Annotated in this window: 29 protein-coding genes; 20 read left to right on the top strand and 9 right to left on the bottom strand. The window is 47.4% G+C overall.

The features are described 5' to 3' along the window. Nucleotides 1–2: 2 nt before the first annotated feature. Nucleotides 3–1,106, bottom strand: coding sequence for a DUF58 domain-containing protein (locus P402_RS0111610; RefSeq protein ID WP_235188909.1), 1,104 nt, complete (start codon nucleotides 1,104–1,106; stop codon nucleotides 3–5). Then, nucleotides 1,075–1,998: an AAA family ATPase gene (locus P402_RS0111605; protein WP_026828845.1), complete on the bottom strand. Its 924-nt coding sequence runs from the start codon at nucleotides 1,996–1,998 to the stop codon at nucleotides 1,075–1,077. Before P402_RS0111605 ends, P402_RS0111610 begins: the two co-directional genes overlap by 32 nt. A gap of 224 nt (nucleotides 1,999–2,222) precedes the next feature. On the opposite strand from P402_RS0111605, the gene P402_RS0111600 reads away from it, so the two are divergent. Then, complete coding sequence (locus P402_RS0111600; RefSeq protein ID WP_026828844.1) at nucleotides 2,223–2,837, top strand: NAD(P)-dependent oxidoreductase; 615 nt, start codon at nucleotides 2,223–2,225, stop codon at nucleotides 2,835–2,837. A gap of 62 nt (nucleotides 2,838–2,899) precedes the next feature. Here the strand turns inward: P402_RS0111600 and amyS are convergent, their stop codons facing one another. Beyond that, entirely contained in the window at nucleotides 2,900–4,441 is a 1,542-nt protein-coding gene (amyS, locus tag P402_RS0111595; RefSeq protein ID WP_026828843.1) for an alpha-amylase, read from the bottom strand. A 334-nt stretch (nucleotides 4,442–4,775) separates the two neighbouring features. Here amyS and P402_RS0111590 point away from each other — a divergent pair, with 334 nt between their 5' ends. After that, on the top strand, nucleotides 4,776–5,597 hold the full coding sequence (locus P402_RS0111590; RefSeq protein WP_026828842.1) for an endonuclease I family protein: 822 nt from the start codon (nucleotides 4,776–4,778) through the stop codon (nucleotides 5,595–5,597). A gap of 151 nt (nucleotides 5,598–5,748) precedes the next feature. Continuing rightward, nucleotides 5,749–6,336, top strand: a complete 588-nt coding sequence (locus tag P402_RS0111585; RefSeq protein WP_034769946.1) for a YdcF family protein — start codon at nucleotides 5,749–5,751, stop codon at nucleotides 6,334–6,336. 39 nt (nucleotides 6,337–6,375) lie between these two features. Here P402_RS0111585 and P402_RS0111580 read toward each other — a convergent pair whose 3' ends face one another. After that, nucleotides 6,376–6,918 (bottom strand): hypothetical protein, encoded by a 543-nt coding sequence (locus tag P402_RS0111580; protein WP_026828840.1) that lies wholly within the window; start codon nucleotides 6,916–6,918, stop codon nucleotides 6,376–6,378. Between the two features lie 123 nt (nucleotides 6,919–7,041). Beyond that, nucleotides 7,042–7,212 (bottom strand): YtzI protein, encoded by a 171-nt coding sequence (ytzI, locus tag P402_RS16945; RefSeq protein WP_152538833.1) that lies wholly within the window; start codon nucleotides 7,210–7,212, stop codon nucleotides 7,042–7,044. 123 nt (nucleotides 7,213–7,335) lie between these two features. Here ytzI and P402_RS0111570 point away from each other — a divergent pair, with 123 nt between their 5' ends. Beyond that, complete coding sequence (locus P402_RS0111570; RefSeq protein WP_026828839.1) at nucleotides 7,336–8,439, top strand: PP2C family protein-serine/threonine phosphatase; 1,104 nt, start codon at nucleotides 7,336–7,338, stop codon at nucleotides 8,437–8,439. A 129-nt stretch (nucleotides 8,440–8,568) separates the two neighbouring features. Here the strand turns inward: P402_RS0111570 and P402_RS0111565 are convergent, their stop codons facing one another. Beyond that, a complete protein-coding gene (locus P402_RS0111565) occupies nucleotides 8,569–9,504 on the bottom strand; it encodes a magnesium transporter CorA family protein (protein WP_026828838.1) in 936 nt (311 codons plus the stop codon). A gap of 120 nt (nucleotides 9,505–9,624) precedes the next feature. Between P402_RS0111565 and P402_RS0111560 the strand changes: the two genes are divergently transcribed. Further along, nucleotides 9,625–9,990 carry an Hpt domain-containing protein gene (locus P402_RS0111560; RefSeq protein WP_026828837.1) on the top strand — a complete coding sequence of 122 codons (366 nt, stop codon included), beginning with the start codon at nucleotides 9,625–9,627 and terminating at the stop codon, nucleotides 9,988–9,990. A gap of 110 nt (nucleotides 9,991–10,100) precedes the next feature. On the opposite strand, the gene P402_RS0111555 is transcribed toward P402_RS0111560, so the two are convergent. After that, the gene (locus P402_RS0111555) at nucleotides 10,101–10,979 is read right to left on the bottom strand and encodes a chemotaxis protein CheV (RefSeq protein ID WP_026828836.1); all 879 of its coding nucleotides are present in this window, start codon (nucleotides 10,977–10,979) and stop codon (nucleotides 10,101–10,103) included. Nucleotides 10,980–11,194: 215 nt separating this feature from the next. On the opposite strand from P402_RS0111555, the gene P402_RS0111550 reads away from it, so the two are divergent. The 11 genes from P402_RS0111550 (at nucleotide 11,195) to P402_RS0111500 (ending at nucleotide 20,699) form a co-directional block, all read left to right on the top strand. Next, nucleotides 11,195–12,634, top strand: a complete 1,440-nt coding sequence (locus tag P402_RS0111550; RefSeq protein ID WP_026828835.1) for an NADP-dependent glyceraldehyde-3-phosphate dehydrogenase — start codon at nucleotides 11,195–11,197, stop codon at nucleotides 12,632–12,634. A gap of 178 nt (nucleotides 12,635–12,812) precedes the next feature. Then, nucleotides 12,813–13,799: an MBL fold metallo-hydrolase gene (locus P402_RS0111545; RefSeq protein ID WP_026828834.1), complete on the top strand. Its 987-nt coding sequence runs from the start codon at nucleotides 12,813–12,815 to the stop codon at nucleotides 13,797–13,799. Continuing rightward, complete coding sequence (locus P402_RS0111540; protein WP_235188873.1) at nucleotides 13,792–14,541, top strand: SDR family NAD(P)-dependent oxidoreductase; 750 nt, start codon at nucleotides 13,792–13,794, stop codon at nucleotides 14,539–14,541. The genes P402_RS0111545 and P402_RS0111540 overlap by 8 nt, the downstream gene beginning before the upstream one ends. A 15-nt stretch (nucleotides 14,542–14,556) precedes the next feature. Further along, nucleotides 14,557–15,750, top strand: coding sequence for an ABC transporter substrate-binding protein (locus P402_RS0111535; protein WP_026828832.1), 1,194 nt, complete (start codon nucleotides 14,557–14,559; stop codon nucleotides 15,748–15,750). After that, a complete protein-coding gene (locus P402_RS0111530) occupies nucleotides 15,737–16,501 on the top strand; it encodes an ABC transporter permease (RefSeq protein ID WP_026828831.1) in 765 nt (254 codons plus the stop codon). The genes P402_RS0111535 and P402_RS0111530 overlap by 14 nt, the downstream gene beginning before the upstream one ends. After that, nucleotides 16,498–17,244 carry an ABC transporter permease subunit gene (locus tag P402_RS0111525; protein WP_026828830.1) on the top strand — a complete coding sequence of 249 codons (747 nt, stop codon included), beginning with the start codon at nucleotides 16,498–16,500 and terminating at the stop codon, nucleotides 17,242–17,244. Before P402_RS0111530 ends, P402_RS0111525 begins: the two co-directional genes overlap by 4 nt. After that, nucleotides 17,216–18,106, top strand: a complete 891-nt coding sequence (locus P402_RS0111520; protein WP_026828829.1) for an ABC transporter ATP-binding protein — start codon at nucleotides 17,216–17,218, stop codon at nucleotides 18,104–18,106. Before P402_RS0111525 ends, P402_RS0111520 begins: the two co-directional genes overlap by 29 nt. A gap of 1 nt (nucleotide 18,107) precedes the next feature. Beyond that, on the top strand, nucleotides 18,108–18,689 hold the full coding sequence (locus P402_RS0111515) for a CDP-alcohol phosphatidyltransferase family protein (RefSeq protein WP_026828828.1): 582 nt from the start codon (nucleotides 18,108–18,110) through the stop codon (nucleotides 18,687–18,689). After that, nucleotides 18,686–19,279: an NUDIX hydrolase gene (locus P402_RS0111510; protein ID WP_026828827.1), complete on the top strand. Its 594-nt coding sequence runs from the start codon at nucleotides 18,686–18,688 to the stop codon at nucleotides 19,277–19,279. The genes P402_RS0111515 and P402_RS0111510 overlap by 4 nt, the downstream gene beginning before the upstream one ends. A 135-nt stretch (nucleotides 19,280–19,414) precedes the next feature. Then, nucleotides 19,415–19,951 (top strand): PadR family transcriptional regulator, encoded by a 537-nt coding sequence (locus tag P402_RS0111505; protein ID WP_026828826.1) that lies wholly within the window; start codon nucleotides 19,415–19,417, stop codon nucleotides 19,949–19,951. Nucleotides 19,952–20,084: 133 nt separating this feature from the next. Beyond that, complete coding sequence (locus P402_RS0111500) at nucleotides 20,085–20,699, top strand: hypothetical protein (RefSeq protein WP_026828825.1); 615 nt, start codon at nucleotides 20,085–20,087, stop codon at nucleotides 20,697–20,699. 85 nt (nucleotides 20,700–20,784) lie between these two features. On the opposite strand, the gene P402_RS0111495 is transcribed toward P402_RS0111500, so the two are convergent. Both P402_RS0111495 and P402_RS0111490 read right to left on the bottom strand, forming a co-directional pair. Beyond that, nucleotides 20,785–21,441 carry a type 1 glutamine amidotransferase domain-containing protein gene (locus P402_RS0111495; RefSeq protein ID WP_034769938.1) on the bottom strand — a complete coding sequence of 219 codons (657 nt, stop codon included), beginning with the start codon at nucleotides 21,439–21,441 and terminating at the stop codon, nucleotides 20,785–20,787. Nucleotides 21,442–21,509: 68 nt separating this feature from the next. After that, nucleotides 21,510–22,364 carry an aldo/keto reductase gene (locus P402_RS0111490; RefSeq protein WP_051525159.1) on the bottom strand — a complete coding sequence of 285 codons (855 nt, stop codon included), beginning with the start codon at nucleotides 22,362–22,364 and terminating at the stop codon, nucleotides 21,510–21,512. Between the two features lie 186 nt (nucleotides 22,365–22,550). On the opposite strand from P402_RS0111490, the gene P402_RS0111480 reads away from it, so the two are divergent. From P402_RS0111480 to deoB, 4 genes are all read left to right on the top strand, one after another. Continuing rightward, nucleotides 22,551–23,087 carry an NUDIX hydrolase gene (locus P402_RS0111480; RefSeq protein ID WP_026828822.1) on the top strand — a complete coding sequence of 179 codons (537 nt, stop codon included), beginning with the start codon at nucleotides 22,551–22,553 and terminating at the stop codon, nucleotides 23,085–23,087. A 96-nt stretch (nucleotides 23,088–23,183) separates the two neighbouring features. Beyond that, nucleotides 23,184–23,666, top strand: a complete 483-nt coding sequence (fur, locus tag P402_RS0111475) for a ferric iron uptake transcriptional regulator (protein ID WP_026828821.1) — start codon at nucleotides 23,184–23,186, stop codon at nucleotides 23,664–23,666. Nucleotides 23,667–23,791: 125 nt separating this feature from the next. Continuing rightward, nucleotides 23,792–24,676 (top strand): site-specific tyrosine recombinase XerD, encoded by an 885-nt coding sequence (gene xerD, locus P402_RS0111470; RefSeq protein ID WP_026828820.1) that lies wholly within the window; start codon nucleotides 23,792–23,794, stop codon nucleotides 24,674–24,676. A 124-nt stretch (nucleotides 24,677–24,800) separates the two neighbouring features. After that, nucleotides 24,801–25,973: a phosphopentomutase gene (gene deoB / locus P402_RS0111465; RefSeq protein ID WP_026828819.1), complete on the top strand. Its 1,173-nt coding sequence runs from the start codon at nucleotides 24,801–24,803 to the stop codon at nucleotides 25,971–25,973. The last annotated feature ends 10 nt before the right edge of the window (nucleotides 25,974–25,983 follow it).

Below are 25,983 nucleotides of genomic sequence, written 5' to 3'. Positions count from 1 at the left end.
GTTTAACCGATAGCTTGAATATGATCATTACCAATTTGAATCAATTGGCTATTTCGGTGTTTTCGACGTGTGACGTACCGTTCGAATTGACCGGTTGGAATATAGGTGTCCCGCGTCGACAGGGTCGATAACGTCAACAGGATTTGTTTCAGTTGAGGCTGCCCTTCCTGAAGCTTTAAATGGGTCATCCGGTTGTTTGCGTCGAGATGGTTTAAAAACAGTTCAACTTTACAGCCTTCTTTAATCAGCTCACTTGCGAGAAACGCTGTCTGATCAATGAACGTCTCAAAGTTCGTATGCAGTCCGTAACCGCTTGGTCCGGACAGATTCAAGGCGAGGCTGAACGTATCCTGATTGCTCGTCTCAAAGACCTTGGTCTGCAGACGGCCGGTCTTGGCTGTCGCATACCAGTCGATTTCTTTCGACGGCTCAGCCGTATACGGTTTTGCCCCCAGTTGAACGAGCTTATTTTTCAGTGGAGAGTACCGGTCGGCACGATCCCCGATCCGAAGCCGATGCAACAGGAGTGGTGTCGCCTGTGCCGTCAGCGAAGGTAAGACCGTGAAATGAGGAAATGCATCAAAGGTAAACAGATACACGCCCATCCGCCACGGCAGCCGGATTGTCAGGGTGAGTTCGTCAAAATGCGCCGGTCCCCGCCGCATCGCCTGAATCGGGATTTCAATTTGTTCGTCCGATCCGATGACGGCATGATACGTATGCGGGTGGAGCGGATCCATGTCAGGGAAAATGAGACCGTTATCCGTGTGCAGCCGAAGGGTGGTCTTCAGTCCTAATTTTTCAAGGGCTTCAAGACCGAACAGCTGCAAACGCAACGCAGTCGACTCCTGATTAAACATCAGCGGTTCGTAATGTTTCCATTCCAAGGCAACGTCGCGCTTCAGTTGTTTTTCAGTCTGCCCGACAACGTAGTGAACGGTGGCGATTGCTGCGAATAAAAAACCGAGTAAGGACAATCCCGGGATGAATAAGAAAACGAACGTCAAAATGACATAAACGGAAAAGAGCCGGCGTTCCAGCCAAAATGGAACCGAACGTTCGATGTGCATGACATCACCCCATTTCAACCGGGACCGGAATGTCATCAAGCAGATGCAGTAATAAATCGGCTTTCGTCGTTTTGATGCCGCCTTCAAGCGTTAATGTTAAACGATGGGACAAGACATGTTTCGCCAAGTATTTTATGTCTTCCGGAATGATGAAATCGCGTCCGTTGAGGAAGGCATAACTTTGTGATGCCCGAAGTAAAGCAATCGCACCACGGGGACTGACGCCGACTTCGACGAGAGCATGGTGACGGGTTGCCTGGACGATCGACAATAGATAATCGAGTACATCCTGAGACGCATGAACGCGCCGTGCTTCTTCCTGCCATGTAATCAAGTCGCCGCCTGTCGCGATACCGATGGCTTGTTTCCGGACGTTCGCCAATACTTCGTTCAACAGTTGGCGTTCGTGTTCAAGATCAGGATATCCGACTTCAATCGCCACCATGAAGCGGTCAAGCTGGGCGTCCGGAAGCGGAAAGGTTCCGGCAGATTCAATCGGATTCTGCGTGGCAATGACAAAAAACGGAGCCGGCATCTGATACGTTGTCCCGCCGATTGAGACTTGGCGTTCTTCCATCGCTTCAAGCAAAGCAGACTGGGTCCGTGGGACAGCCCGGTTGATTTCGTCAATCAGTACGACATTCGCAAACAGAGGACCACGTTTGTTCTCAAATTCCTGTGTTTTCATGTTAAAGAAGTCGGAACCGATGACGTCAGACGGGAGAAGATCCGCCGTGAACTGAATCCGGGAGAAGGCACTGTCGAAACTGTTGGCAAGGGCTTTAGCGAGCATCGTCTTCCCGGTACCCGGTACATCTTCAAGTAGGATGTGGCCTTCGGCAATCAATGCCGTCAAACATAAATCGATGACATCAGACTTTCCGAGATAAATCGTATTGAGCTGGTCTTTTAATTGTTGTAGTTTCAATATGTACGCCTCCGTCTAGTGGAATGAACTTCAAACAGCCATTTTGAAAAGGATTTAAGAAATGAAGCAACTTAAGGAAAAAATATCCAATATTATTAACTGAATTTTAGCACAAATGGAAAACAAGAAGAAACAATTTTCTGATTCACAATAAAATGCCGGACGATTACTGACCGAAAGGGAAGGGTACATGAGTAAAAGAACAGATAAAGGGAGGCCGTTTTATGAAACTGATTATTTTCGGAGCAACCGGACAAACCGGACAGGAGTTGGTCAAACAGGCGATTGCCCACGGACATACGGTGACGGCATTCGTCCGTAACCCGGACAAACTGGAATTGACGGACGAGAAACTGCATGTAATTGAAGGAGACGTACTTAACCAAGACGCAGTGAATCAAGCGATGCAGGGACAAGAGGCAGTATTGACGGCCCTCGGGACCGAGAGTCTGGCATACAGCGGATTTTTAGAACGGAGTCTCTTGCGAATCGTGAATGCGATGAAGGTGAACGGAGTCGAACGAATCGGCTACGTCGCTTCTGCAGGCGTCGATCAGGAACTGCCGGGAGCTCAAGGGTTACTTGCACAACAGATTCTTAAAAATCCCTTAAAGGATCACCGGCAGGCGATTGAACTGTTGAAGCAGGCGGACGTCGCCTATACGGTCGCGCGACCGCTTCGTCTGATGAATGGTCCGTTGACCGGCTTATATCGCCAAACGGAGAGCGGTGTTCCGGAGCAGGCAAAACAAATCAACCGGGCGGATGTCGCTCACTTTTTACTGGAAGCAATCGAACAGGACGAACATGTCCGAAGCAGCATCGGACTCGCCGAATAAAAAGAAACCGGTTGTTCAGTGGACGGAAAAGTCCTTTGAACAACCGGTTTTTTTGTATGAACTTATTGCTGGCGGTAAACAGAAACCGAGCCGCCGTTAACGAAGAATTGACCGTAACCGTCCTGATTGATGGTAACGGAAGCCGTATTGTTGCCTGTGATGTCCGTCCAGACCTCGCCTTTATTTTGCGTCCCGACATACATCCATTTACTGCCGCCCGGACCGTCGGACAGAATCGTCGCAAGACCTGATTTTGTGCGGTCCGTCACACCTTCGCGTGTCCAGCCGATTACGTCGGCGTTATCGAGATAATCGTTTTGTTTTCCGAAGGCAAAGTCTTTCCGCGCTTTTAACAGCGGATCGATTTTTGAGGCAAGCGCCGGTATTTCACGGTTCGACGTGCCCTTTGTTCCGTAGTAATCGCCGTAGAAGACCGACGGATATCCTTGTTCACGCGTCAGAATCATGGCGTAAGCAAGCGGTTTGAACCAGGATTGAACGGTTGACTCGAGCGACTGCCCCGGCTGGGAATCATGATTCTCAACGAGCGTGACGGCTTGGACCGGATTACTCTTGACGAGCGTTCCGTCAAAGATCGTCCGCATGTCATAGTAGCCGCCGCCTTTACTCGCCTGCTCGAACTTGTAGTGGAGCGGAGCATCGAAGACTGATTGCTGATAGTTCGTCCGGCTTAAATAGTTTTGCAGGGTTCCGAGATCGTTCTGCCAATATTCAGCAACCGTAAATAACGGTTTTCCGGTCGTCTGCCGGACGTTTGCGAGCCAGTCTGCGAGATAACCGTGTTTGATGTGTTTGACGGCATCGAGGCGGAATCCGTCGAGACCGAGTTCATTGACGTACCATTTGCCCCAGTTTTTCATTTCCTGCTGGACTTCCGGATGATCGAAATCGATATCGGCATACATTAAGTAATCGTAGTTGCCGTTTTCGGTCGAAACATCGGTATCCCAGGCTTTTCCGGTCCCACGGAACTTATAGATGGCACTTTTCGAGCGAGATTGATCCCAATCGGTTCCGTCAAAGTGGTACCATTTCCACTTGAAGTTTGAATACGTATTGTTTCGTGCGGCAAAATCAAACCCGGTCCAGGCTTGAATCTGGTAATCGCCCGAAATTTCCTGATTCCGGTTGCTGCCGTTGACTTCGACCGCTGTAACAGCCTCCGTGAAATCAGCACCGCCTTTATGGTTCATGACGACATCCCCGTAGACATCGATGCCGGCTGTATGTAGTTGGCTGATGGCTGTTTTCAGTTGAGCTTTCGTTCCGTATTTCGTCCGGACGGTTCCTTTTTGATTAAATTCCCCGAGATCGTATAAATCATAAGCCCCGTACCCGACATCGTTTTGGGTCGTCCCTTTGTAAGCGGGTGGAATCCAGACAGAGGTGATTCCGAGTTGATCGAGTTTCGTCGAATCACTGCCGAGACGGTTCCAGTGGTTGCCGTCATTTGGAACGTACCATTCAAAATACTGCATCATCGTACCGTTATCCGCTGTCGCACCCACTGCAATCGGTTGCACAAGTGGCGCTAAAAAAGTGGCGGTCGCGAGTGTTGCGACAATCAAACGTTTTTGTTTCATGAAAAGACCTCCTGTAAGTTTATGAAAGCGTTTGCATTTACAGTATAGCAAGTTTTGAAAGTTGCTGTATCACCCGTGGCGTTTATTTCTGAACATCTTGTTTTCGTGACTTTTGAACCTGGAATATTTTTTGATGAGAAGAATAACTGGTCGGTTGACCTGTTCTAAAGAAAAAAACAGGACCATCGGACTCTTGAACAACCGAATGAATTTTGATTCAGTTTCTTTTCGGGGATTTCAAGGTCTTTTGTCCAGCTTCTCAGATGTGAAAGGAGGTGTGAAAATGAGGAGGTAAGACGAGCACATACATATGTAACCAAGGGGGAAACACAGTATGAATTGGAAGTCGAAAATCAGCGGGGCGCTTGTCGCTGCACTTGCACTTGGGTCAATTTCGTTTACACCAGTCATCGCGAAAACAGAACCGACGAAAATCGTTGCCGGACCTCAGATGGTCACGTCACAGCCGACGATCGACGCGTATTATCTACCAGCATCGGGTAAAACAGGTGCGGCATTAAAAGCCTCACTGCACGATATCATCGATAACCATACGCAAGTGTCATACGACACGGTTTGGACTGCTCTGAAGGAAACGGATCAAGATCCGAACAATGCAAATAATGTCATCGAACTCTATACGGGTAAATCGATTGCCAAGAGCAATAACGGCGGGAACGTCGGTCAATGGAACCGGGAACACGTCTGGGCGAAGTCACACGGTGATTTCGGAACAAGCAACGGACCGGGAACAGATTTGCACCATCTTCGGGCAGAAGACGTCGTCGTCAACAGCGCACGGGGAAATCTTGATTTTGATAACGGCGGAACGAAGTATGCCGGTTGTGACTGCTACCGCGACAGCGATTCATGGGAGCCGCCGACACGTGTCAAAGGCGATATCGCCCGCATGATCTTTTACATGGCAGTCCGCTATGAAGGCGGCGGTGAAATTGATTTAGAGGCATCAGAAAACGTCAGCAACGGTACGAATCCACTCCATGGAAAACTGTCGACGCTAAAAGCCTGGAACAAACTTGATCCGGTCGATGCGACGGAAATCAGACGAAACGATATCATCTTTGAGAAATGGCAAAAAAACCGTAATCCGTTCATCGATCATCCGGAATACGTGACATCGATTTGGGGAAATTAATGTCAGGCAGATAAGGCAGAGCGACACACCGATTTTTTGCGGAGGTGTCGCTTTTTTTTTGTAAAAACGAGTTGAAACCTTTTACGTGGCGAGGCGTATTGAAAGAGGTGACAAAAAGACAGCAAGATCTTACCACTGAGGAGACATAATCGTGAAGAAAACATTAAAACATATCATACGCCGTTTTTATAAGGCCGGTCTTGGGTTACTCTTATTACTCATCGTATTCTGGTTCAGCATCGGCTGGTTCATCGCGAAGGGGGAACGACCGCTTGCGAACGGGAAGCATCCGTACGTCATCGTGCTTGGAGCCGGTGTCAAAGGCGAGAAACCCTCATTGATTCTAAGTAACCGGATTGAGGCAGCCGTCCGGTACGGAAAACAATTTCCGGATACGACGTTTATCTTAAGCGGAGGACAAGGGGACGGAGAGGCGATTTCGGAAGCGGAAGCGATGCGACGCGGGATGCTTCAAGGAGGAATCAGTGAAGAACGATTGTTGCTTGAAGATCAATCGACATCGACGACTGAAAATCTGATGTTTTCAAAACGGCTGTTACCGGCATCTGAAAACCGTGTCTCGATCGTGACATCGGACTTTCATTTGTACCGTGCCCGAAAAGAAGCAGAACAGATGGACTTAAAGACCGATGCCATTCCGGCTGCGACACCACTGTCCGGCGTACTACGTTTCGGGATGCGGGAACGTGTTGCGATTATCGTGAAACACTTCCAATGAAAAACACCTTCCCGGATCGTCCGGGAAGGTGTCATCGAATTATTTGTTTGATTGAGAATGATCTTGTTTCGAATCATCGTGCTGCGCATTATTTGGTTGGTGCTCGGGAGGTGCTTCTTCTTTTCCGAGTGCCACATCTTTCGCTTCAACGACTTTACTGCTAATAGAGTTGAGATCTCCTTTAGCTTCGTTGACTGTCTCTTTGACAGACGATGCATCAGTCTTAACGGTCTCAAGCTCCGTGTTGACTTTATCGTAAACGTTTTGGACATCAGATGCGACTTCTTGAATGATGCTTGAAGCGCTCTTTACTTGGTTGATGACTTGTGATGCTTTGCCTGACGGATCTTCTTTAATTGATGAAGCGAGCGTCGAGACAGAGTCTTTAGCACCGCGCAGGCTTTGTTTCGTATTTTGACGGCTAGACGAGCTGAGTAACGTCAGGAGACCGCCGACGACTGCGCCTAGCAGCATTCCTGTAAGTAAACTGACTTGACGACCAGATGAAGTTTCCTGATCGAACTGGCGATTCGGGTTTTCGGCATGTACGGCATGTGGATCGTTTGGTAAGTTTGGTTGCATGATTGACACTCCCTTAAAGTATGATTTGACCATGATAGGAATATACCCTTATCTCACAACTAAAAACATGCATTTGTAATACAACAAAAAGACCATCCGATGATATGATGGTCTGAGATGGTCTTACGATCGATGCTCGTCATCGTGTTTTTCAGATAGTTTACGGTTGATTTCATCGTAATCGATTTCGATGTCATCCTTGTTGCCTTTGTACCCGTAACCCTTTGAAATCACGAGGATTGAAGCGACTAAGACGAACACGATGATTAGAATGGAGACGACATAAAGCCACATGACCCATTCCTCCTTTCATTCTTCTTTAGTATGACGGAAAAAGCATCTTTCGTCTAAACGAAAATGCAAATTGTGTGCTAAACTATTTTCAATGAATATGTTGATGGAACGAGGTGAGACGACATGAGTATACTGGTCGTAGATGATGAGTTTACCAATTTAATGATTTTAGAACGTTTGCTTGAAAACGAAGGATACGATGTAGTCAAAGCGATGAGCGGGGAAGAAGCGATGGAACTGATGGAAGACCCGGTGTTTACCGAGACACTTGACGTCGTGTTACTTGACGTCGAAATGCCCGGAATCAGCGGTATCGATACGACACGCTTAATTCGTAAACGGTTTGGCTTGGATGAGTTACCGATTGTCATCGTATCCGGTCGATCGAACGAAGAAGATATCGCGGATGGACTTGATGCCGGTGCATCTGATTACACGACAAAACCGATTCGGAAAACGGAATTGTTAGCCCGTGTCCGAAACGCGATGTCACTTAAACAAGCGATTGATGCTCGAAAGCGTTACGAAAAAGTCTTACAGGAAGACTTTGATTTAGCGCAAAAGCTTCAACAAAGCGTGTTAAGTGCGAATATCGAGGACGAAGACATCCGGATTATGGCGACCTACATTCCGTCGAAAAAACTGGCAGGCGATATGTATGCCTGGTACCGGATTTCGCCGCAAAAATACGGAATCATCTTATTTGACGTCATGGGACACGGCGTCTCGTCTGCTCTGATTACGATGGGAATGAGTTCGATTTTATTTGAACTCGTACATCGCATTGGCGATCCGGCGAAAGTACTCGAGGAATTAAACAAACAGATGAGCCGCTTGTTCCCGGGTGATGAAACGGAAATTTACTTTACAGCCGTGTACTTGTACATCGAACTGGATGAAATGAAACTCAGTTATGCGAATGCCGGGCATCCACCGGGCTTACTGCGGATGGGGAATCAAATCATTCCGCTTGAGAATACGGGATTACCGGTCGGGATGTTCGAAGATTCGGAGTATACGAGCCAGACGATTGACCTCGTTTCGCCAGGTTGTGTCTACTTGTATACAGATGGCTTCATGGAATTGTACAGTAAGGGAATCGATGAAGGCATCAGTGCGATTCGTGAATTGATTCAAGAACAGGGGCCGGCGATTCATCAATTGATTCAACCGGATCAAAGTGACGATGCAGACGATTTATGTCTCGTAACCGTCGAAATTAATTAATCTGCAAAAAAACCACTTTCCTTTTGATGGACTTAGGCAGAGAGAGCCGAAGAGACAGTCGTCTCAACACGCTTTCCTAGACTAAGGCATTTAAAAGTAAGTGGTTTTTTGTCCATCAGTTCATAAGCACTAAAAGAAACGGCGGCGCCACAAAATAAAGGCAGCTAAGCCAGAGAAGAAAATCATCATGCCGAAGACAATCCAAAAGCCGATGACTTCGCCTTCCCATGGTACATGGACGTTCATTCCGAACATTCCCGAAATCATCGTCGGAATCGAAATGACAATCGTGATCGACGCGAGAAACTTCATGACGAAGTTGACGTTGTTCGAGATTACGGAACCAAACGTATCCATTGTCGAACTGATGATGTCTTTGTAGATTTGGGCCATTTCCATGGCCTGGCGGTGTTCGACGAACACATCTTCGAGCAGGTCTTCATCGTCTTCGTGTTTTTCAAGACTCGGTGTTTTGATGATCCGATCGAGTACTCCATCGTTTGACTTCAAAGAAGTCATGAAATATACGAGCGATTTTTGTAAGTTCATTAATTGGAAGATTTCTTGGTTTCGCATCGAACGTTGTAATTCTTCCTCGAGCTCATCCATCCGGCGGTCAATTTGCCGCAGGAACCGGAGATATGAGGAACTGACTTTATATAAGATTTGAAAGACGAATCGGGAACGGTAATTCGTCCGGAATGCACGGAGCTTTCCGCTTGAGAATAACGTTAAGACATCCAACTGTTGCGAACAGACCGTGATAAAGTGTCTTGACGTCACGATGATACCAAGCGGGATCGTATTGTAACGACGTCCGGATGATTCTTCTTCGATGTAAGGAACGTCGACGATCATCAACAAACCTTCATCATCTTTCTCGAAACGAGGTTTTTCCTCGACATCAAGTGGGTCATAAATAAAATCCTCAGGAATTTTCGTAGCAGCGATTACTTGATCGGCTTCGTCTTTTGTCGGATTGACAAGATGAATCCAGGAACCTTTCGTAAACTCCTGAATCTCGTTGACTGCCCCCGTCACATCACTTCGATAAATCGTCAACATTGTCTATCCCTCCTGCTCTTCACTTTTTCATTATAGGAATACTCTATAGACCGTGTAAATGATTCTCAGATTTTTTTTTAAAACGTTTAATGATAATATAGAAAAAGAGGAGGGGAAAAGATGCCTTTTTTTAATGAAAAGAAGTTAGAAGAACTACGTCTGATTGCCGGTGGCGATGACGTATTTTTACAGAAAATTGGTGAGACGTACATTGCTCAGTTTGATCGGAAGTTTCCGGAACTCAAGGATGCGGTCGAAGCAGAAGATGCGGTACAGACTGAGAAATTAGCTCACTTACTTAAAGGTGCCTCCTATTCCGTAGCGGCGGATGACTTAGCAGATGATTTTGAACTTCTAGAGCGTGAGGCGGAAACGGGTTCGGTCACGAATGCCCCGGAAGTCTTGACTCGGATTGAAGAATGTATGGTCGGTTTCAGAAAAATTTGGTTAGATGTGTTTCTTGGTAAAAATACGGATTCTGTCTGAGGTGAAAGATTAGATACCGTTGACACGACTTCTGTCGCAATCATGCCTATATTAAAAATATCCGTCTCCTGAAAATCAGGGGACGGATATTTGTGTACGACAATAACGATTCAAAGCACGTATGTATCGACCGTTTCGATCAATCGACCGATTTCCGGTTTCGTGATTTGAGCGTTGACACCAACGGATTCTCCTTTATGTCGAAGATCGTTAGAGATCAATGAGGAGAAGACGACGATTGGCAAATCGGTATAACGATCATCTTCACGCAGGCGTTTCGTCAAGTGAAGACCGTCCATTTTGGGCATCTCGATGTCCGTGATCAACAGATCACAATCGCTTCCCGCTTCAAAGGCATCAAAGGCATCTTTTCCGTTGATGAACCATTTCAAACTATCGTAACCAGCTTCTTCGAGTGTTTCGATGATAAGTGTCCGTAACATTTCCGAGTCTTCTGCAATCCAAATGGTTTTATTCGACCGGTTCCGTGGCGAGACGCGACGACCTTCTTCCCGGGCGAAGATGTCTTTACGCGAAAGTTCAAGCGCGATTTTTTCATAATCGAGCAAGATGATCATCTTGTCTCCGGTCTTGACAACACCGTTCGTCAAACCTTCGATCCCCCGTGCGAGTTCATTTGGTGTATCGATCTGTTCCCACGAAATACGGCGGATTTCCGTTACGGAATCGACGCGGAGGACACTCTTCTCGCCATTGAATTCACAGATGATCAAGCGATCGTCTGTTGTTTCTTCATGAGCCACGCCGATGACGGTCGGTAAATCGATGACCGTCATGACTTCACCCCGAAGTTCGATCAATCCTTTGACAGCGTCCGGTGTCCCAGGTAGTGGTGTCATCGGTAGTGGAACGATGATTTCCCGGACTTTCATGACATTGATGCCGAACGTATACGGTCCGCAATGAAAAATAACGATTTCCAACTCATTTGTTCCAGCTTCTAATAAAATATCGTGTTGATTGTACACGTAATTGATCCCCTTTCCATCCTGCACTGCACTTCTGACTAGTTATCGGCAGAAAGAAGCAACTCTTCCACAACAAAAAGAATAAAAAAGTTATTGAAATCGCTTTCATTTTATGTTAAGCAAAATGTTTGGCATTTGTCTGACCAATTGATTACAATAAGCTATGCAGCCACACACTGAAGTGAGAGAGAAAAAATAAATGGAGGTCGAGTGGAATGACTACAGCAACAACATACACATACTTATTAGATGGACAATGGCAGGAAAGTGAATCCAATGAAACCATTGAAATTTCTTCCCCTTATAAAGAAGATACAGTCGGTCGTGTCCAAGCGATGACAAAATCAGAAGTAGACCGGGCAATTGCGTCTGCTAAAACAGCGCAGGCAGAATGGGCGAAAGTCCCTGCCAATAAACGGGCCGAATTGCTTCATGCGTGGGCAACGGAACTTGAAAAGCGTGCGGACGAAATCGGCGAAGTCATTATGCGTGAAGTTGGTAAAGGACTTGCTGACGGAATCAAAGAAGTGAAACGGACGGCAGAAATCATCCGTTATACAGCAGAAGAAGGCCTCCGTTTTGACGGTCAGATGATGCAAGGGGACTCGTTCCCGGGCGGAAGTGCGAAAAAAATCGCCATCATCAAAAAAGCACCGCTTGGTGTCGTACTTGCGATTTCACCGTTTAACTATCCGGTCAACCTCGCAGCGGCGAAACTGGCACCTGCCTTGATGACCGGAAACGCAGTTGTCTTCAAACCGGCAACACAAGGTTCGATCAGCGGTACATTGATGGTTGAAGCACTTGTCGCAGCTGGTCTGCCGGCAGGACTCGTCAATCTCGTAACCGGTCGCGGATCGGTCATCGGTGATTATTTGACAGCTCACCCCGGCATCAACATGATTACGTTCACAGGTGGTACAGCGACGGGACAACATCTCTCGCGTCAATCGTCGATGATTCCACTCGTTCTCGAACTTGGCGGGAAAGACCCGGCCCTCGTTCTTGAGGATGCGGATCTCTCGCTAGCGGCAGATCACATCATCAGCGGTGCGTTTTCGTATTCCGGACAACGTTGCACAGCAATTAAACGTGTATTTGTTCTTGAACCTCAGGCAGATGCCCTCGTCGCAGAATTGTCTGCTCGAATCGCGAAATTGACAGTCGGTTCACCGGAAGACGAAAGTGTTGTCGTACCGTTGATCGATGCGAAGTCAGCTGATTTCGTCGAAGGTCTGATTACGGATGCGAACGAAAAAGGCGCAACACTCGTCACAGGTGGAAACCGGACGGCAAACTTGATCGAACCAACATTGTTTGACCATGTCACACGTGATATGCGGATTGCATGGGAAGAACCGTTCGGACCGGTCTTACCTGTCATTCGTGTCAACTCGGTCGAGGAAATGATCGCGTATGCGAATGAATCGGAATACGGTCTTCAAGCAAGTGTCTTCACGGAAAACATCGACGCAGCGTTCAGTGTTGCAGATGCGCTTGAAACAGGTTCTGTCCAAATTAATGGTCGGACGGAACGTGGTCCCGATCACTTCCCATTCATCGGTGTAAAATCATCGGGTCTTGGTGTACAAGGTGTCGGACGAAGTCTTGCTTCCATGACACGCGATAAATTAACAGTTCTTAACTTAAAATAAGATAGTTTGATCAAAGCGACCTTTCAATCTGCGGAAAGGTCGCTTTTTTGCATCCAAATGCTGTCGTCCGCCGTATTCTTTTTAGAGGTTTAGTGATTTGAGGGCGACAAAGTTTGCCGCTGTCGCTTCTTTCTCTCTATAATGAAGGAAACCATCCAGAGAGAAGAGGGGTTTATCGATGCGACGAGAAGATGAAATCTTTACTTTACCCATTCCGACACCGTTTCCTGTCGGAGATATCAATTGTTATCTGTTACGGACCGGAACGGAAACCATTTTAATCGATTGTGGTCCGGATACGGATCAAGCCTGGCAAGAGATGCAAGAGGGTCTCGGGAAAATCGGAGTGACGGTTTCGATGCTCGATAAAGTAATCGTGACGCACCATCATGCAGATCATGCCGGACTCGCCTATCGTTTTTCTGAACAGGGGATTCCGATTCATGGACATGCCCGTCTGAGACCATACTTAGAACAAGATCAAGCCTTTTTGAGCAACGGGGATGACTTCCTGCAACGGTTGGCGTTGTCATTTGGTGTACCGGACGAAATACGTGCGCTGTTACCGAGTTATTTATCCGCTTTGAAATGGCTCGGAAAGGGACAGCTGGATCATACCCTGCAAGAAGGGGATGCCATTACGGCGTCAGGCGACTACCGTGTACTCGAATTACCGGGTCATGCCAGCGATCAAATCGGTATCCTCAGTCAGTCAGGAGTCCTGTTTGCAGCAGATCACCTGTTGGCGCGCGTCGAACCCAATCCGTTGCTCGAGCAACCGCAACCCGGAGATGAATCGGACATGAAACGACCGGTCCTCGCTTACATGCGTTCCCTCCGTAAACTGCAAGGCGAACGGATTGAGATTGCCTATACCGGACACGGCGAGCCGATTCGCGATGTCCCGTCCTTGATTGAAGAACGTCTGTTGCAACGTAAAGCGCGGGGCGAACAGTTGTTGAAACATATCGAGGGAACAAAAACGTTGTTTGAACTCGCGCAAGTGACATACGGAAACCGTTTGAAGAAATCGTTCCCGCTCGTCATGAGTGAGATGAAAGCACGCCTCGACTACCTTGTGGCCAGTGGACAGATTGTTGTCGAAAAACAAGACGGGATTTTACGGTATACGAGAAAGGGCAGTGGACATGAATCTCATGAATAAAACGGTTGTCTTGACCGGTGCCTCCAGCGGTCTCGGGGAAGCCCTCGCATACGAGCTGAATCGGCATGGAGCAAACTTGATCTTAGTCGCCCGGCGGGAAGATCGGTTGCAACAGGTCGCAAAGACACTGCAAGCGGAATACGTTGTCTATGATTTAGAACATTCACCGGAGCGTCTGGCTGATCAAATCGCCGAGCGGTATGGCATGATTGATGTATTAATTAATAACGCCGGTTTCGGGGAGTTCAGTTTTTTAGAGGAGACGACGGTTGAAACCATCGAATCGATGAACCGGGTCAACGTCCTGGCCCCGATTCGATTGACGAAAGCCTGTCTCCCGCTGTTTCGTCCTCAAGGCATGATTGTCAACGTGGCGAGTCAGGCGGGGAAATTACCTACACCTAAGTCGACGATTTATTGTATGACAAAAGCAGCCTTATATCAGTTTTCCAATGCTTTGCGTCTTGAACTGAAGCCGAAGGGGCTTCATGTCATGACCGTCAATCCTGGACCGATTGCGACGGAATTTTTTATTCGGGCGGATCTCAGCCGGAAATACGAAAAAAATGTCGCGAGCATCGTGTTGTCGAAAGAAAAATTGGCACGAACGGTTACTCGAGCCATCATCCGAGAAAAACGCGAGGTCAATGCGCCGTTTTGGATGGAAGGTTCTGCAAAAGCCTACGGACTGTTTCCGCGGATCATTGAATGGCTCGGTAAGTCAGGTTTTGATAAAAAATAAAGGGGTTTTTTACACATGATGAAGCAAATGATTGGAATCGCAGCAACAGGATTGTTTCTTGCCGGATGTGCGTCTCCGGCAGCACCGGTTCAGGAAAAAGTATTAGGTTCTTCTTATACATCGATTGAAAAAGATGCAAACGAGACGACCGTCCGGATGTATATGTGGGGCGGCGACGAGGGGATCAATGCCTACATCGATGAATATGTAGCACCGAAGCTGAAAAAAGAGCATAAGATTACATTAAAGCGTGTTCCGATTGAAACAGCTGATTTGATTCAAAAACTTCGGGCGGAAAAAAAAGCCGGGAAAAAAACAGGCGTCATTGATGTCGTCTGGATCAACGGGGACAACTTCCGGAATGCGAAAAAGGACGGCTTATTATACGGTGAAATCACGAAAGTGTTGCCGAACATGAAATACGTGGATCCACAAGCACAAGGATCGGATAGCGGGACACCGACTGATCACCTGGAAGCGGCGTGGGGAAAAGTTCAATATACGTTCCATTATGATCAAGCCAGTGTCGCGAAACCACCGAAAGACTTACAGCAACTTAAAAGCTGGGTCAAACAAAATCCGGGTAAATTCACGTATCCGGAAGTGACGGACTTTACGGGAAATGCCTTTGTCCGCCACGTCATGTATGGGGTCGAGTCGAAAGAAACGTTAAAAGATCCGAAAGCGGACTTTAAGAAAACGTGGGCCTATTTAAATGAATTGAAACCTTATTTATGGAAAGAAGGCAAAACGTATCCGAAGACGTTAGCACAGCTTGACCAGTTGTATGCAAAAGGAAGCGTTGCGTTCACGATGGGCTTCAATGAACGTCGGGCGGAACAGGAAGTGAAATCAGGGACATTCCCGAAAGAGACACGTCCGCTAGTCTTGACCGAGGGTTCAATTGCCTCGACCCATTTCCTGTCGATTCCGTTTAATGCACCAAATCCCAATGGAGCACTAGTCACAGTCAACACGTTATTGTCGCCGGATGCCCAACTCAAGAAATTTGACGGCACGTACTGGGGGGACGGAACAAGTTTAGATTTGACGACGTTAAGTTCGACGGAAAAACAGGCGTTTGAAGACGTTCCGGCGGCGGAATCCACACCGAAACCAGCGGCATTTGAGGGCAAAGTCCGTGCTGAACTGGATCCGGCCTTCTTTGATGTGATTCGGAAAGACTGGCCGGAACGTGTGGCGCGGTAATGCCTGGCCTGCCACTTTGCTGATTACCGGTATGGTCGGCTACGGTCTTTTCGTCAGTCTTTCGATGACGACCTGGGGAGATTACAGCCGGTTGTTCGTGGATCCGGTATTTTTGGAAAGTATCGGCATCAGCTTGTATGTAGCAGTCAGCAGTACGGTGCTGTCTGTTTTGGTCGGAGCGTGGTTGGCCGGATTTTTCGCCAAGCAAACAGGATGGACGACACAATTCTTGGCTGTTCCGTTATTTTTGCCACACCTCGGTGCAGCCTATTTGGCCATTCTTTATTTGAGCGATTTTCCGGTCGTCGGTCCGCATGAAGGGAATCAATTCAGCATCATCTTGACGTATCTCTACAAAGAAATTCCGTTTGTCTTTTTTTATTTGTTGCCGGTCTACCGGCGCCTCGATCACCGGTACGAAGAATTGGGATTGATGCTCGGTTTATCGCGCATGAAACGGTTTTGGCATGGAAAAGGAGTATTTTTGCTGTTTCCTGTTCTCGAGGCAGCCTTTATTGTTTTTGCTTTTACTTTATTTGCATATGAAGTCCCGGCGTTGCTCGGTGTGACGTATCCGAAGCTGATTGGCGTCTATACGTTTGATTTGTATACACAAGGCGATTTATCCCGCCAACCGGAAGCTTTTGCCATCAGTGTTCTCTTGACTGGAATCTTATTTTTGTTGTTATTGATCTTTACACGCATGATTCGCCCGTTAACGGAGCGGATCAGTAAGGGGCGGGTAGAATGAGAAGACGGGCAATAACAGTAATAGTAGCTTTGCTGGTCCTGGCTCCATTGCTCGGACTGATTCCGTCCACCTGGACCTGGAATCCCCGTTTGTTCGACACCTTGACGACAACGGTTTCGATGATTGGCGTATTAACACTGCTCAATCATTTGATCGGCTATATTACAGGAAAGGCGATTGCATTTCGGACGGGGCGACCCATCCGGTATATGGAACTGTTGATCAGTTTGCCACTGTTCTTACCGGTGTTATTATTGTCGTTTGGTCTCTATCTGACATGGATCCGGTTAGGGCTAGCCGATCAATTTATTGGTGTGTTGCTGGTTTTACTGCTTCCGACGTTACCATATACAATTCGGATTTATACGAATGCGTTTCAAGCACTGGGTGAACAGATGATGGAGCAAATGGTGTTGATTGAACCAAGCCGCTTCAAACGTTTTCTTTTTTTGACAGGACCGATGATGCGTTCTGCCATCCAATCGGTCACGTTACTCGTAACGGTCATCGCTTTGAGTCAGTATGCGCTCGTTATCTTAATCGGGGGCGGAGTCGTTCAAATGATTGCGCTTGAAGCGTTTCCGCTCTATTCCGGAAATTCCTTGGTCGCCGCTAAAGAAGCGACGATTTGGTTATTGGTTTTACCTTTATTGATTTATTTTGTGCAACTCATTTTATTAGAAGGATGGGTGCAAGTAGTTCGGAGGCTGTTAGATGGACGTTACGATTCAGCACGTCAATAAACGATTTGGCCAGAAACAGGTCCTGCAGGCAATTGATTTACGCATTGCGTCTGGTCAATGTGTTGCGCTCGTTGGTCCGAGTGGAAGTGGGAAAACGACACTGTTACGGTTGATTGCCGGTCTTGAGAAAGTATCAGACGGCATCATTCGTTTCGGTGAAGTCGACATGACGCACGTCGCTCCGAATCAACGTGGAGTAACGATGTTGTTCCAACGTCCGTTACTGTTTCCTCATTTGACGGTCGGACAAAACATCCGGATTGGTATGACGACAGGTCATCAACAGGACGTACAAGAGTGGTTAACTAAAGTCGGATTAACAGGACGGGCGGATGCCTTTGTCCATGAATTATCCGGCGGAGAACAGCAACGGGCCAGTCTCGCACGCGCTTTGGCAAGCAGTCCGAATTTCCTGCTGCTGGATGAACCGTTCTCGAGCCTTGATTTACCGCGCCGCCGTGAACTTCGGACGCTGATTCGACGCTTGACGGTTGCGCAAGGTGTGACGACGTTGCTTGTCACGCATGACCGTGAGGAAGCGATGGCAATGGCGGATTATGTCTACGTTATGGAGCGGGGACAAATCATTGATCAGGGACATCCGATTGAGTTAGCGGAAAAAAGTCCGTTCTTTGGCGACGGAGTGCGCCTGGACGGTGAGTGGTATCCGTTATCCGAAGTGAAGTTGGTCTTAAGACCGACGAATGGATTACAGGAACGTGTTACGATTACGAAAGAGCTGACGCAATACGGTGTTCGATTTTATGAAGTGGAGCGCCAAACGGGAGAGCGGCTTGTCGTTCAAACGACAGAGACGTTCAGCGAAAAGGTGACAGCTTATCTTGTGAGAAAGGAGGGGTAGCATGTTAGATACGCGCGCCAGAAAAGTCGTCCAGCCCCTTTTTGAGCAAATGGCGACATTATTGAAGAAGATGGGTCTTTCAGCCAACCAAGTGACAATCATTTCCGGCATCATTGGTGCCTCGACCGGTTTCTTTGTCTATAACGATATGATGGGAATCGCAATTTTATTATTATGGCTGTCCGGAGCGCTTGATGTCGTCGATGGAACAATGGCGCGACGGGAAAAAACAACGCCGATCGGGACGATTCTTGATCTGGTCCTCGATCGAATCGTGGAATTATCCGTTTTGATTGGTATTGCCCTGCGGTTTCCGGAGACGCAAGTCGTTATTTTATTACTCGTCGCTTCATTTGTCATTGGTATGACGATGTTTCTTGCGATTGGAGCGGTCAGCGATAATTATGGATTCAAATCATTTCAGTATCAACCTGGTCTTGTCGAACGGACGGAAGGATTTCTTTTTCTGACCGCGATGTTACTGTTCCCAAGCGCCATCATTTGGATTGCCGTCATCTTTTTGATTGCTGAGTTGTACACCGTCGGCGAACGTTTTTATCAAGCTTCGAAGGTGTTGCGATGAGTGAATCGGAACACTTGATGGTCGTCGATTCATCCGGTCAGCCGTTGTATCCGGCAACCCGGAAGACGGTACACCGGGACGGATTATGGCATGAAACGTTTCATTGTTTTGTCATCGATCTCGACAAAGGACACGTTTTGTTGCAACAACGGGCGAAACAGAAAAAAGATTTTCCGGAGTTGTTTGATATTACGGCAGCCGGACATTTGCTCGCAGGTGAGACACCGGCGGACGGGATCCGCGAACTCGAAGAAGAGATCGGTCTCGTCCGGCAGTTCAATCAGTTAGTTCCGCTAGGTGTCTTCCTGGGAGAATTGATACTAGCGGACTTAAAGGATCGTGAACGTGTCCATCTGTACCTGACGGATTCAGCGGTGCCGCTGGAACAGTATAGGTTGCAAGCAGAAGAGGTCAGTCGATTGATTGCCTTACCGATTACTGAGTTTGCCCGATTGGCAGACGAGACGGCAGAGACGTTTAAGACGATTGATCAAGAAGTTATCCGACGGGATCAATTCGTACCGCATCCGCTTGCATACTGGAGGCGTGTGAACGAAGGAATTCAGGCATATCGGGTACAACAAATGTAACGAAAGGACTGTCACGCTATTTTCTGCGGCAGTCCTTTCGTCTTTTTTATGATAAAGCTAGGCAGAAAGTAGCATAATGGGCATTTGTTTGAGATAATTAACAATATATACATTTGATGAAAGAAGGTGCAGCCAGTGGCGTTACGATTTGCATTGCTCGGACTGCTAACTCAAGGAGAAGCGACCGGATATGATTTAAGTACGACGTTCAAAAAGCAGATGACACATTTTTGGACGGCGCATCATACACAAATTTACCGTGAATTGTTGAAGATGGAAGACGATCAGCTTGTGACGAGTGTTTATATCGTCCAAGAAGACTTACCGGATAAAAAAGTCTATTCGATTACGGAAGCGGGTCAAACGGCACTTGTCGCCTGGTTGCGTGCACCAAGTGAATTCAAGCCGAAGATGAAAGATGAAAATTTGATGCGGGTATCGTTATTGCATCTGTTACCGCCGGATGAAGCGATTCTGTATTTGGAAGAATCGAAGCGGCATCATCAGTTTGCCGTCGATATGATGAAGGTCTGGCGAAAAGATCATTTAGAGAACGGGGCAACGCTTGGCGAAACCTTGACGAGTGAATACGGCTTACGGATGATGCTGAATTATCTTGACTGGTGCGACTGGGCGATGGAAGAAATAAAAAAAAGTCAGACGAATGTCTGAGCAACAAACTCACTTGATCAATCCACTTGTCAGAAAAGAGGATTGGTCTTTTTACGTCGTCAAAAGCGCATTCGGGCCAGACGTTGTGGTACAGTAAATGAATTGTATTGGGATTAGAGGAGGAGTACAGAACGTGAGTGTATTTACAGATTATGAAGAGTGGTTGGATGAAGTAACGGATGAGATGATTGAACATGAAGTGCATTATGCCGTCGCCGAATTAAAATTAGGCGGAGAAATTGGCGATTATTATGAAGAGTCCGGATTGATTGACCGGTTCGTCACGCAACAGATGGTCTGGTTATCGTTCGAAGAGATGGAGCAGATTTTAGATGAAGCGGGAGAGCTTAATCTTGAGATTGTAGCGGACGAAGCAGAATCAGATGTACAACGGTCACAAGTCAAACAGATTCTGAAGCAGTCAATCAAACAGCAGCTGGTGCTGAAGTCGCAACCGTTCGTCGCGACACGCCTCGAACAATTGCGTCAGGAGCATCCATCTGTCAAAGATCAGTTCGAAGAAGTCCGGTCGGCATATGATCATCTCTTAAGATCGGGTCCGGAACCGACAATTATCCCAAAACGGTGGTACCGGCGGGGACGGGTTGTTCCCCGTACGTTCACTCCGGCGGAACAAACGAGTCTGGAGCAGGAACATCTCGAGCTGACACCACAATATGAAACCCAAAAACAGAAGTTAGAAGAACTGAGTCATGAAATCGCAGCCTATGAACGGGTTTTACCTTAAATTCGATTTTTCTTCGGCTGAATCACATGAAAAGCCCCGTTCCGATGTACGCATCGGAGCGGGGCTTTCGTGTAGAAAGAGTTGCTTAGACAGTTGCAAGTTTAGCAATGACGAGTTTAGCGACAGCTTCACTTGATGCAGGGTTTTGACCTGTGATGACATTACCGTCGATGACGGCAAATTCTTTTCCGGCATCGGAAGTCAGGAAGGTTGCCCCTTCACCGCGTAATGTCGTTTCAAGCAGGAACGGAACTTTGTCTTCGAGTCCTGTTGATTTTTCTTCTTCATCCGTGAAGCCGTTGATTTGACGACCTGATACGAATGGTTTTCCATCAATCGTGACGTGGGCAAAGGCAGCAGGACCGTGGCAGACTGATGCGACGATACCGTCTTTTCTGACCATTGCTTCGATGGCACCGGCAACGAGCGGGTTATTCGGGAAGTCGACGACTGCACCGTGACCGCCTGGGAAATAGACAGCGTCAAACGAAGCAGGATCTACATCGGCAAGTGGCGTCGTATCGTGCAGGGCACGGCGTGCTTCCTGGAATTTAGGCAGGATTTCTTTCACCATCGATGCTTTATCAATCGGTACGTCGCCGCCTTTAACTGAAACGACTGTGACATCATGACCGGCTTCTTTGAACAGGTTGAATGGAGCAGCAAACTCCTCGAACCATAAACCCGTTTTATGACCGTTCATTTCGTCAGCACTTGTAGATACGATTAAAATTTTAGACATAATAAAAACTCCTCCTCTGTAATAACGTTACAAAGAAGAAGTTTCCCTGATGGTGAAAAATTCAAACCTCACCGATATTCTGTATACGTGTGGACAGGAAGAAGTGACAAGACATGCGCAATCTGTTCAGCAGTCAACGGTTCCCGCATCGCTTGCAGATTCGATTGCAGTTGCGACACGCTTGACGCGCCCGGCAGAACGATATCAGCTTGTTGGTCAATGGCTTGAAGTGCCATAGCCGGGAGCGGGTAGTCTTGTAACATTGATAAAAGGTGTTCCAGTTGTTCCTTATCGTACTGTTCGAACCGGTCGACCGACTGAAGACGAGACATACTTTCCGTCGTCAGGAGACCTTTTGCGAGCGGTCCACGGGCAACGAGTTTAATGTTGCGCTCTTGCAGTCGCGGTAATAACTCTTCGATCCGACGGTCGAGTAAAGAATATGGAGTCATCAAATATGAGAAATCACTGTTCTCGAGCCAGTAGTCAATGACGTTCGGACGGAGTGACGAGAGTCCGTATTCTTTGATCCGTCCTTCTTCCTGCAAGTCTTTCATGGCACGAATCGAGGCATCAAGATCATCGTCCATCGTTCCGCCATGGACATAATAGAGATCGAGATACGGTGTTTCGAGACGGTTCAGACTCTCAAAACACGCTTTTTTCAGATAGTCGTAACTCGGGTCCCACGTCCAACCGGTTCCCGTATCATTCATCCGGTTACCGCCTTTTGACGCCAGAAACAGCCGGCTGCGATCCTCCGGTGAAAAAGTCTGTCCGATCAATGATTCGACTGCACCGTTCGCGTAAACATCCGCCGTATCGAAGTGGATGATGCCTTCGTCGAGCGCTGTCCGAAGAATCTCGGTTGCTTCCTCTTGCCCCCGTTTTAAAATCGTCATCGTACCTAAACCTAGTGTCATATTCAATCCCTCATTTCTTTCGACTAGTGCTACTGTGTATGAGTTTACCATATTTGATCGAGGATGTTCCTGAGTGGATTTGTACGGAATGGGCATTCCGGCGGAAAAGGAAACAGGCTTGCATCAAGAATCAAAAAACAGGCATACTATGAAAGAGAAGAAATTCGATTAGAAGAGGTGTCTATGATGGAAGAAAAAACATTAGAACGGGAAGTTATTTATGAAGGAAAAGTCTTTAACGTCGAGAAACATGTCGTCAGTCTTCCGAACGGTAATACCTCTGTCCGTGAATTGGTTTATCATAACGGTGCAGTCGCCATCATTGCGTTTGATGAAAAAGGAGATCTGTTAGTCGTCGAGCAATACCGGAAAGCGTTTGAACAATTATCGATTGAAATCCCAGCAGGCAAGTTGGAAAAAGGGGAAAATCCGGAAGAATGCGCAGGACGTGAACTAAAAGAAGAGACCGGATACGCCGCAGATAAGCTGACACATGTGTTTGATTTTTACGGCGCACCCGGTTTTTGCAGTGAACGTGTACATATTTATGAAGCAACGGGTTTGACTGCAGGACAACGCCAGCTGGATGCGGATGAGTTCTTGGAGAACCAGACGTTGACGCTTGAACGGGCACTGGAACTTATTGCGAACGGGACAATTGTCGATGCAAAAACGATCATGGCGATTCAGCATTGGCACATTCGTACATTAAAATCATTCTAAAGCGAATGATTTTCAGTTGATAATCATTTTAATTTGAAAAAGGACGGATTATCGGCTATGATAAAACCATCAGTTTCGACCAAAGGGGGCGCTATGATGGAAAGTCGTGTTGAACGCATTAAAAAACAGCTGAGCGGTAAAGGATATAAGCTGACTCCCCAACGTGAAGCGACCGTACGGATCTTACTGGAGCATGAGTCGGACCACTTAAGTGCGGAAAATGTCTTTTTATTGGTCAAAGAAAAAAACTCAGACATTGGACTTGCGACGGTCTACCGGACGCTTGAATTATTAACGGAACTTGAAGTCGTTGATAAAGTCAATTTCGGAGACGGCGTATCCCGGTTTGATTTACGGCAAGAAGGTGCGAGTCACTCGCATCATCATCTCGTCTGTATCGAATGCGGATCCGTCGAGGAAATCCTAGATGATATGTTAGAAGAAGTCGAAAAAGAAATCGTCACGCGTTTCCAATTTAAGATCAAAGATCACCGTTTGACGTTTCATGGTGTGTGCCGGGTGTGCCAAGAGCGGCATGCACGTGAGGCACTGGAACAATCGCAAACACAAACCGTCTGACTGTCCTCATCAAAAAGAGGACGGTTTTTCTTTTTGAAAAATATAGGTCAGACCTCTTCACAACGGTTTACACCTTTGATATGATGGGAAAGTAAGCGATTTCTTAATGACAGAGGATGAGTTCAGTGAGGCAACAACTGGAGACATTTATCGACTATTTAGTGATTGAGCGGCAGATGTCAGTTAACACGGCAGCTGCTTATCGAAATGATTTAAACCAGTATTTGACGACGCTTGAACAGCAAGGGATTTCGTCCGCGGAAGAAGTCACACGCCACCATATCGTCCTTCATATTGAATCCTTGTTACAGGCACAAAAATCACGAGCGACGGTTCGGCGGTCGACGAGCTCGATTCGATCGTTCCATCAGTTTTTAGTAGAACGTCAAATCGTCCGTCATGATCCGTCACGTCATCTTGACTTGCCGAAGCCGGATAAAAAACTGCCGGTTGTTTGGAGTCAAACCGATATCGTCCGTTTGCTTGACTCGGTCGTCGGAAATGATCCACTCGTACGGCGGGATGCAGCAATGCTTGAATTGCTCTACGGAACCGGTATGCGTGTCAGCGAACTGTTACAACTGACACTGGGCGATTTACAACTCGAACTTGGTTACTTGTCCTGTCTTGGAAAAGGCAACAAAACCCGCATCATCCCGATCAGTCAGACGGCGATTGACAGCGTCTCGATTTATCTTGAACTGGCCCGTAACAGTCTCGGTGGACGACAAACGGACTATGTGTTCCTCAACAGCCGCGGCGATCGTTTATCGCGGCAGGGTTTTTGGAAGATGATCAAGCGCCGGGCGAAAGAAGCGGGAATTGAAAAAGACATCACTCCCCACGTCTTGCGTCATTCGTTTGCGACCCATCTTCTCGAGAACGGAGCAGACTTACGTGTCGTTCAGGAAATGTTAGGGCATGCCGATTTATCGACGACGCAAATGTACACACATGTCAACAAAGCCAGACTGCATGATGTCTATAAGAACCATCATCCACGCGCGTGATGGTTTTACCATCAAAAGGTCTGACTTCAGACAAATAGAGTGTTTTGTCTAGTCTATTTACGGGAAAATTCAAACGGGATTTATCTTTAGTAATAAGCAATAAATATATAGGAGGAATTTTAATATGGCTCAACCATTCAAACGTGTATTTTTAGTGGTCATGGATTCTGTAGGAATCGGAGAAGCGCCGGATGCAGAACAATTCGGTGATCTTGGTGCGCATACGCTGGGACATATCGCAGAACAACGTGATGGTCTGAATATGCCGCATCTTGCTAAGCTCGGTCTGTCGCATATCGAACCGGTTCAAGGTGTGTCAGCGGATGCTGCGCCTATTGCTTCTTTCGGAAAAATGGAAGAAGTCTCAGCCGGTAAAGATACGATGACCGGTCACTGGGAAATCATGGGCCTGCGGATTGACACGCCGTTCCGCGTCTTTGAGAAATTCCCGGAAGATTTAATCGGTCGCCTGGAAACATTTTCTGGACGGAAAATCATCGGGAACAAACCGGCATCAGGGACAGAAATTCTCGATGAACTCGGACAGGAACATGTCGAGACAGGTGCTTTGATTGTCTATACATCAGCAGACTCCGTGCTTCAAATCGCAGCACACGAAGAAGTCGTTCCGCTTGAAGAACTCTATCGTATCTGCGAGTATGCCCGTGATATCACGCGCGACGATCCATACATGCTCGGCCGGATCATCGCCCGTCCGTTCCTCGGTGAGCAAGGAGCATGGGTCCGGACTTCAAATCGCCACGACTATGCGCTGAAACCGTTTGACCGGACTGTCATGAACGAACTCGAAACAGCGGGTCTCGATGTCATCTCGCTCGGTAAAATTGCTGATATCTTCGATGGTGAGGGAGTCACGGACGCCATTCGGACAAAATCAAACATGGACGGCATGGATCAACTCGTCAAACAACTCGACCGTGACTTTACGGGACTTTGCTTCTTGAACCTCGTCGATTTTGATGCATTGTTCGGTCATCGTCGCGACCCACAAGGATACGGTCAGGCATTAGAAGAATTTGATGCCCGTCTGCCGGAAGTCTTTGACCGTCTGCAAGAAGATGATTTGTTGATCATTACGGCAGACCACGGAAATGATCCGGTCCATCCGGGAACAGATCATACCCGTGAGTATGTTCCGCTGTTGGTCTATTCGAAAAACGGTGTTGCCAAAGATTTAGGTATCCGTTCGACGTTTGCCGACCTTGGAGCAACGGTTGCGGAAAACTTCAATGTGAAGCTACCGGCACACGGTAAGAGTTTCTTGTCAGAACTTTAATTTTAAGGGA

The organism is Exiguobacterium sibiricum 7-3 (assembly GCF_000620865.1).
Taxonomy (GTDB): domain Bacteria; phylum Bacillota; class Bacilli; order Exiguobacteriales; family Exiguobacteriaceae; genus Exiguobacterium_A; species Exiguobacterium_A sibiricum_A.
Note: the sequence above shows the minus strand (reverse complement) of the source record. Positions and strands in the feature narration are given on the sequence as shown.

Bases quoted from the DNA above. Each gene is read 5' to 3' on its own strand.
- P402_RS0111610 (WP_235188909.1), bottom strand. From the start codon at position 1,106: ATGACATTCCGGTCCCGGTTGAAATGGGGTGATGTCATGCACATCGAA.
- P402_RS0111600 (WP_026828844.1), top strand. From the start codon at position 2,223: ATGAAACTGATTATTTTCGGAGCAACCGGACAAACCGGACAGGAGTTG.
- amyS (WP_026828843.1), bottom strand. From the start codon at position 4,441: ATGAAACAAAAACGTTTGATTGTCGCAACACTCGCGACCGCCACTTTT.
- P402_RS0111590 (WP_026828842.1), top strand. From the start codon at position 4,776: ATGAATTGGAAGTCGAAAATCAGCGGGGCGCTTGTCGCTGCACTTGCA.
- P402_RS0111580 (WP_026828840.1), bottom strand. From the start codon at position 6,918: ATGCAACCAAACTTACCAAACGATCCACATGCCGTACATGCCGAAAAC.
- ytzI (WP_152538833.1), bottom strand. From the start codon at position 7,212: ATGTGGCTTTATGTCGTCTCCATTCTAATCATCGTGTTCGTCTTAGTC.
- P402_RS0111570 (WP_026828839.1), top strand. From the start codon at position 7,336: ATGAGTATACTGGTCGTAGATGATGAGTTTACCAATTTAATGATTTTA.
- P402_RS0111565 (WP_026828838.1), bottom strand. From the start codon at position 9,504: ATGTTGACGATTTATCGAAGTGATGTGACGGGGGCAGTCAACGAGATT.
- P402_RS0111560 (WP_026828837.1), top strand. From the start codon at position 9,625: ATGCCTTTTTTTAATGAAAAGAAGTTAGAAGAACTACGTCTGATTGCC.
- P402_RS0111550 (WP_026828835.1), top strand. From the start codon at position 11,195: ATGACTACAGCAACAACATACACATACTTATTAGATGGACAATGGCAG.
- P402_RS0111545 (WP_026828834.1), top strand. From the start codon at position 12,813: ATGCGACGAGAAGATGAAATCTTTACTTTACCCATTCCGACACCGTTT.
- P402_RS0111540 (WP_235188873.1), top strand. From the start codon at position 13,792: ATGAATAAAACGGTTGTCTTGACCGGTGCCTCCAGCGGTCTCGGGGAA.
- P402_RS0111535 (WP_026828832.1), top strand. From the start codon at position 14,557: ATGATGAAGCAAATGATTGGAATCGCAGCAACAGGATTGTTTCTTGCC.
- P402_RS0111525 (WP_026828830.1), top strand. From the start codon at position 16,498: ATGAGAAGACGGGCAATAACAGTAATAGTAGCTTTGCTGGTCCTGGCT.
- P402_RS0111520 (WP_026828829.1), top strand. From the start codon at position 17,216: ATGGACGTTACGATTCAGCACGTCAATAAACGATTTGGCCAGAAACAG.
- P402_RS0111515 (WP_026828828.1), top strand. From the start codon at position 18,108: ATGTTAGATACGCGCGCCAGAAAAGTCGTCCAGCCCCTTTTTGAGCAA.
- P402_RS0111510 (WP_026828827.1), top strand. From the start codon at position 18,686: ATGAGTGAATCGGAACACTTGATGGTCGTCGATTCATCCGGTCAGCCG.
- P402_RS0111495 (WP_034769938.1), bottom strand. From the start codon at position 21,441: ATGTCTAAAATTTTAATCGTATCTACAAGTGCTGACGAAATGAACGGT.
- P402_RS0111490 (WP_051525159.1), bottom strand. From the start codon at position 22,364: ATGACACTAGGTTTAGGTACGATGACGATTTTAAAACGGGGGCAAGAG.
- P402_RS0111480 (WP_026828822.1), top strand. From the start codon at position 22,551: ATGGAAGAAAAAACATTAGAACGGGAAGTTATTTATGAAGGAAAAGTC.
- fur (WP_026828821.1), top strand. From the start codon at position 23,184: ATGGAAAGTCGTGTTGAACGCATTAAAAAACAGCTGAGCGGTAAAGGA.
- deoB (WP_026828819.1), top strand. From the start codon at position 24,801: ATGGCTCAACCATTCAAACGTGTATTTTTAGTGGTCATGGATTCTGTA.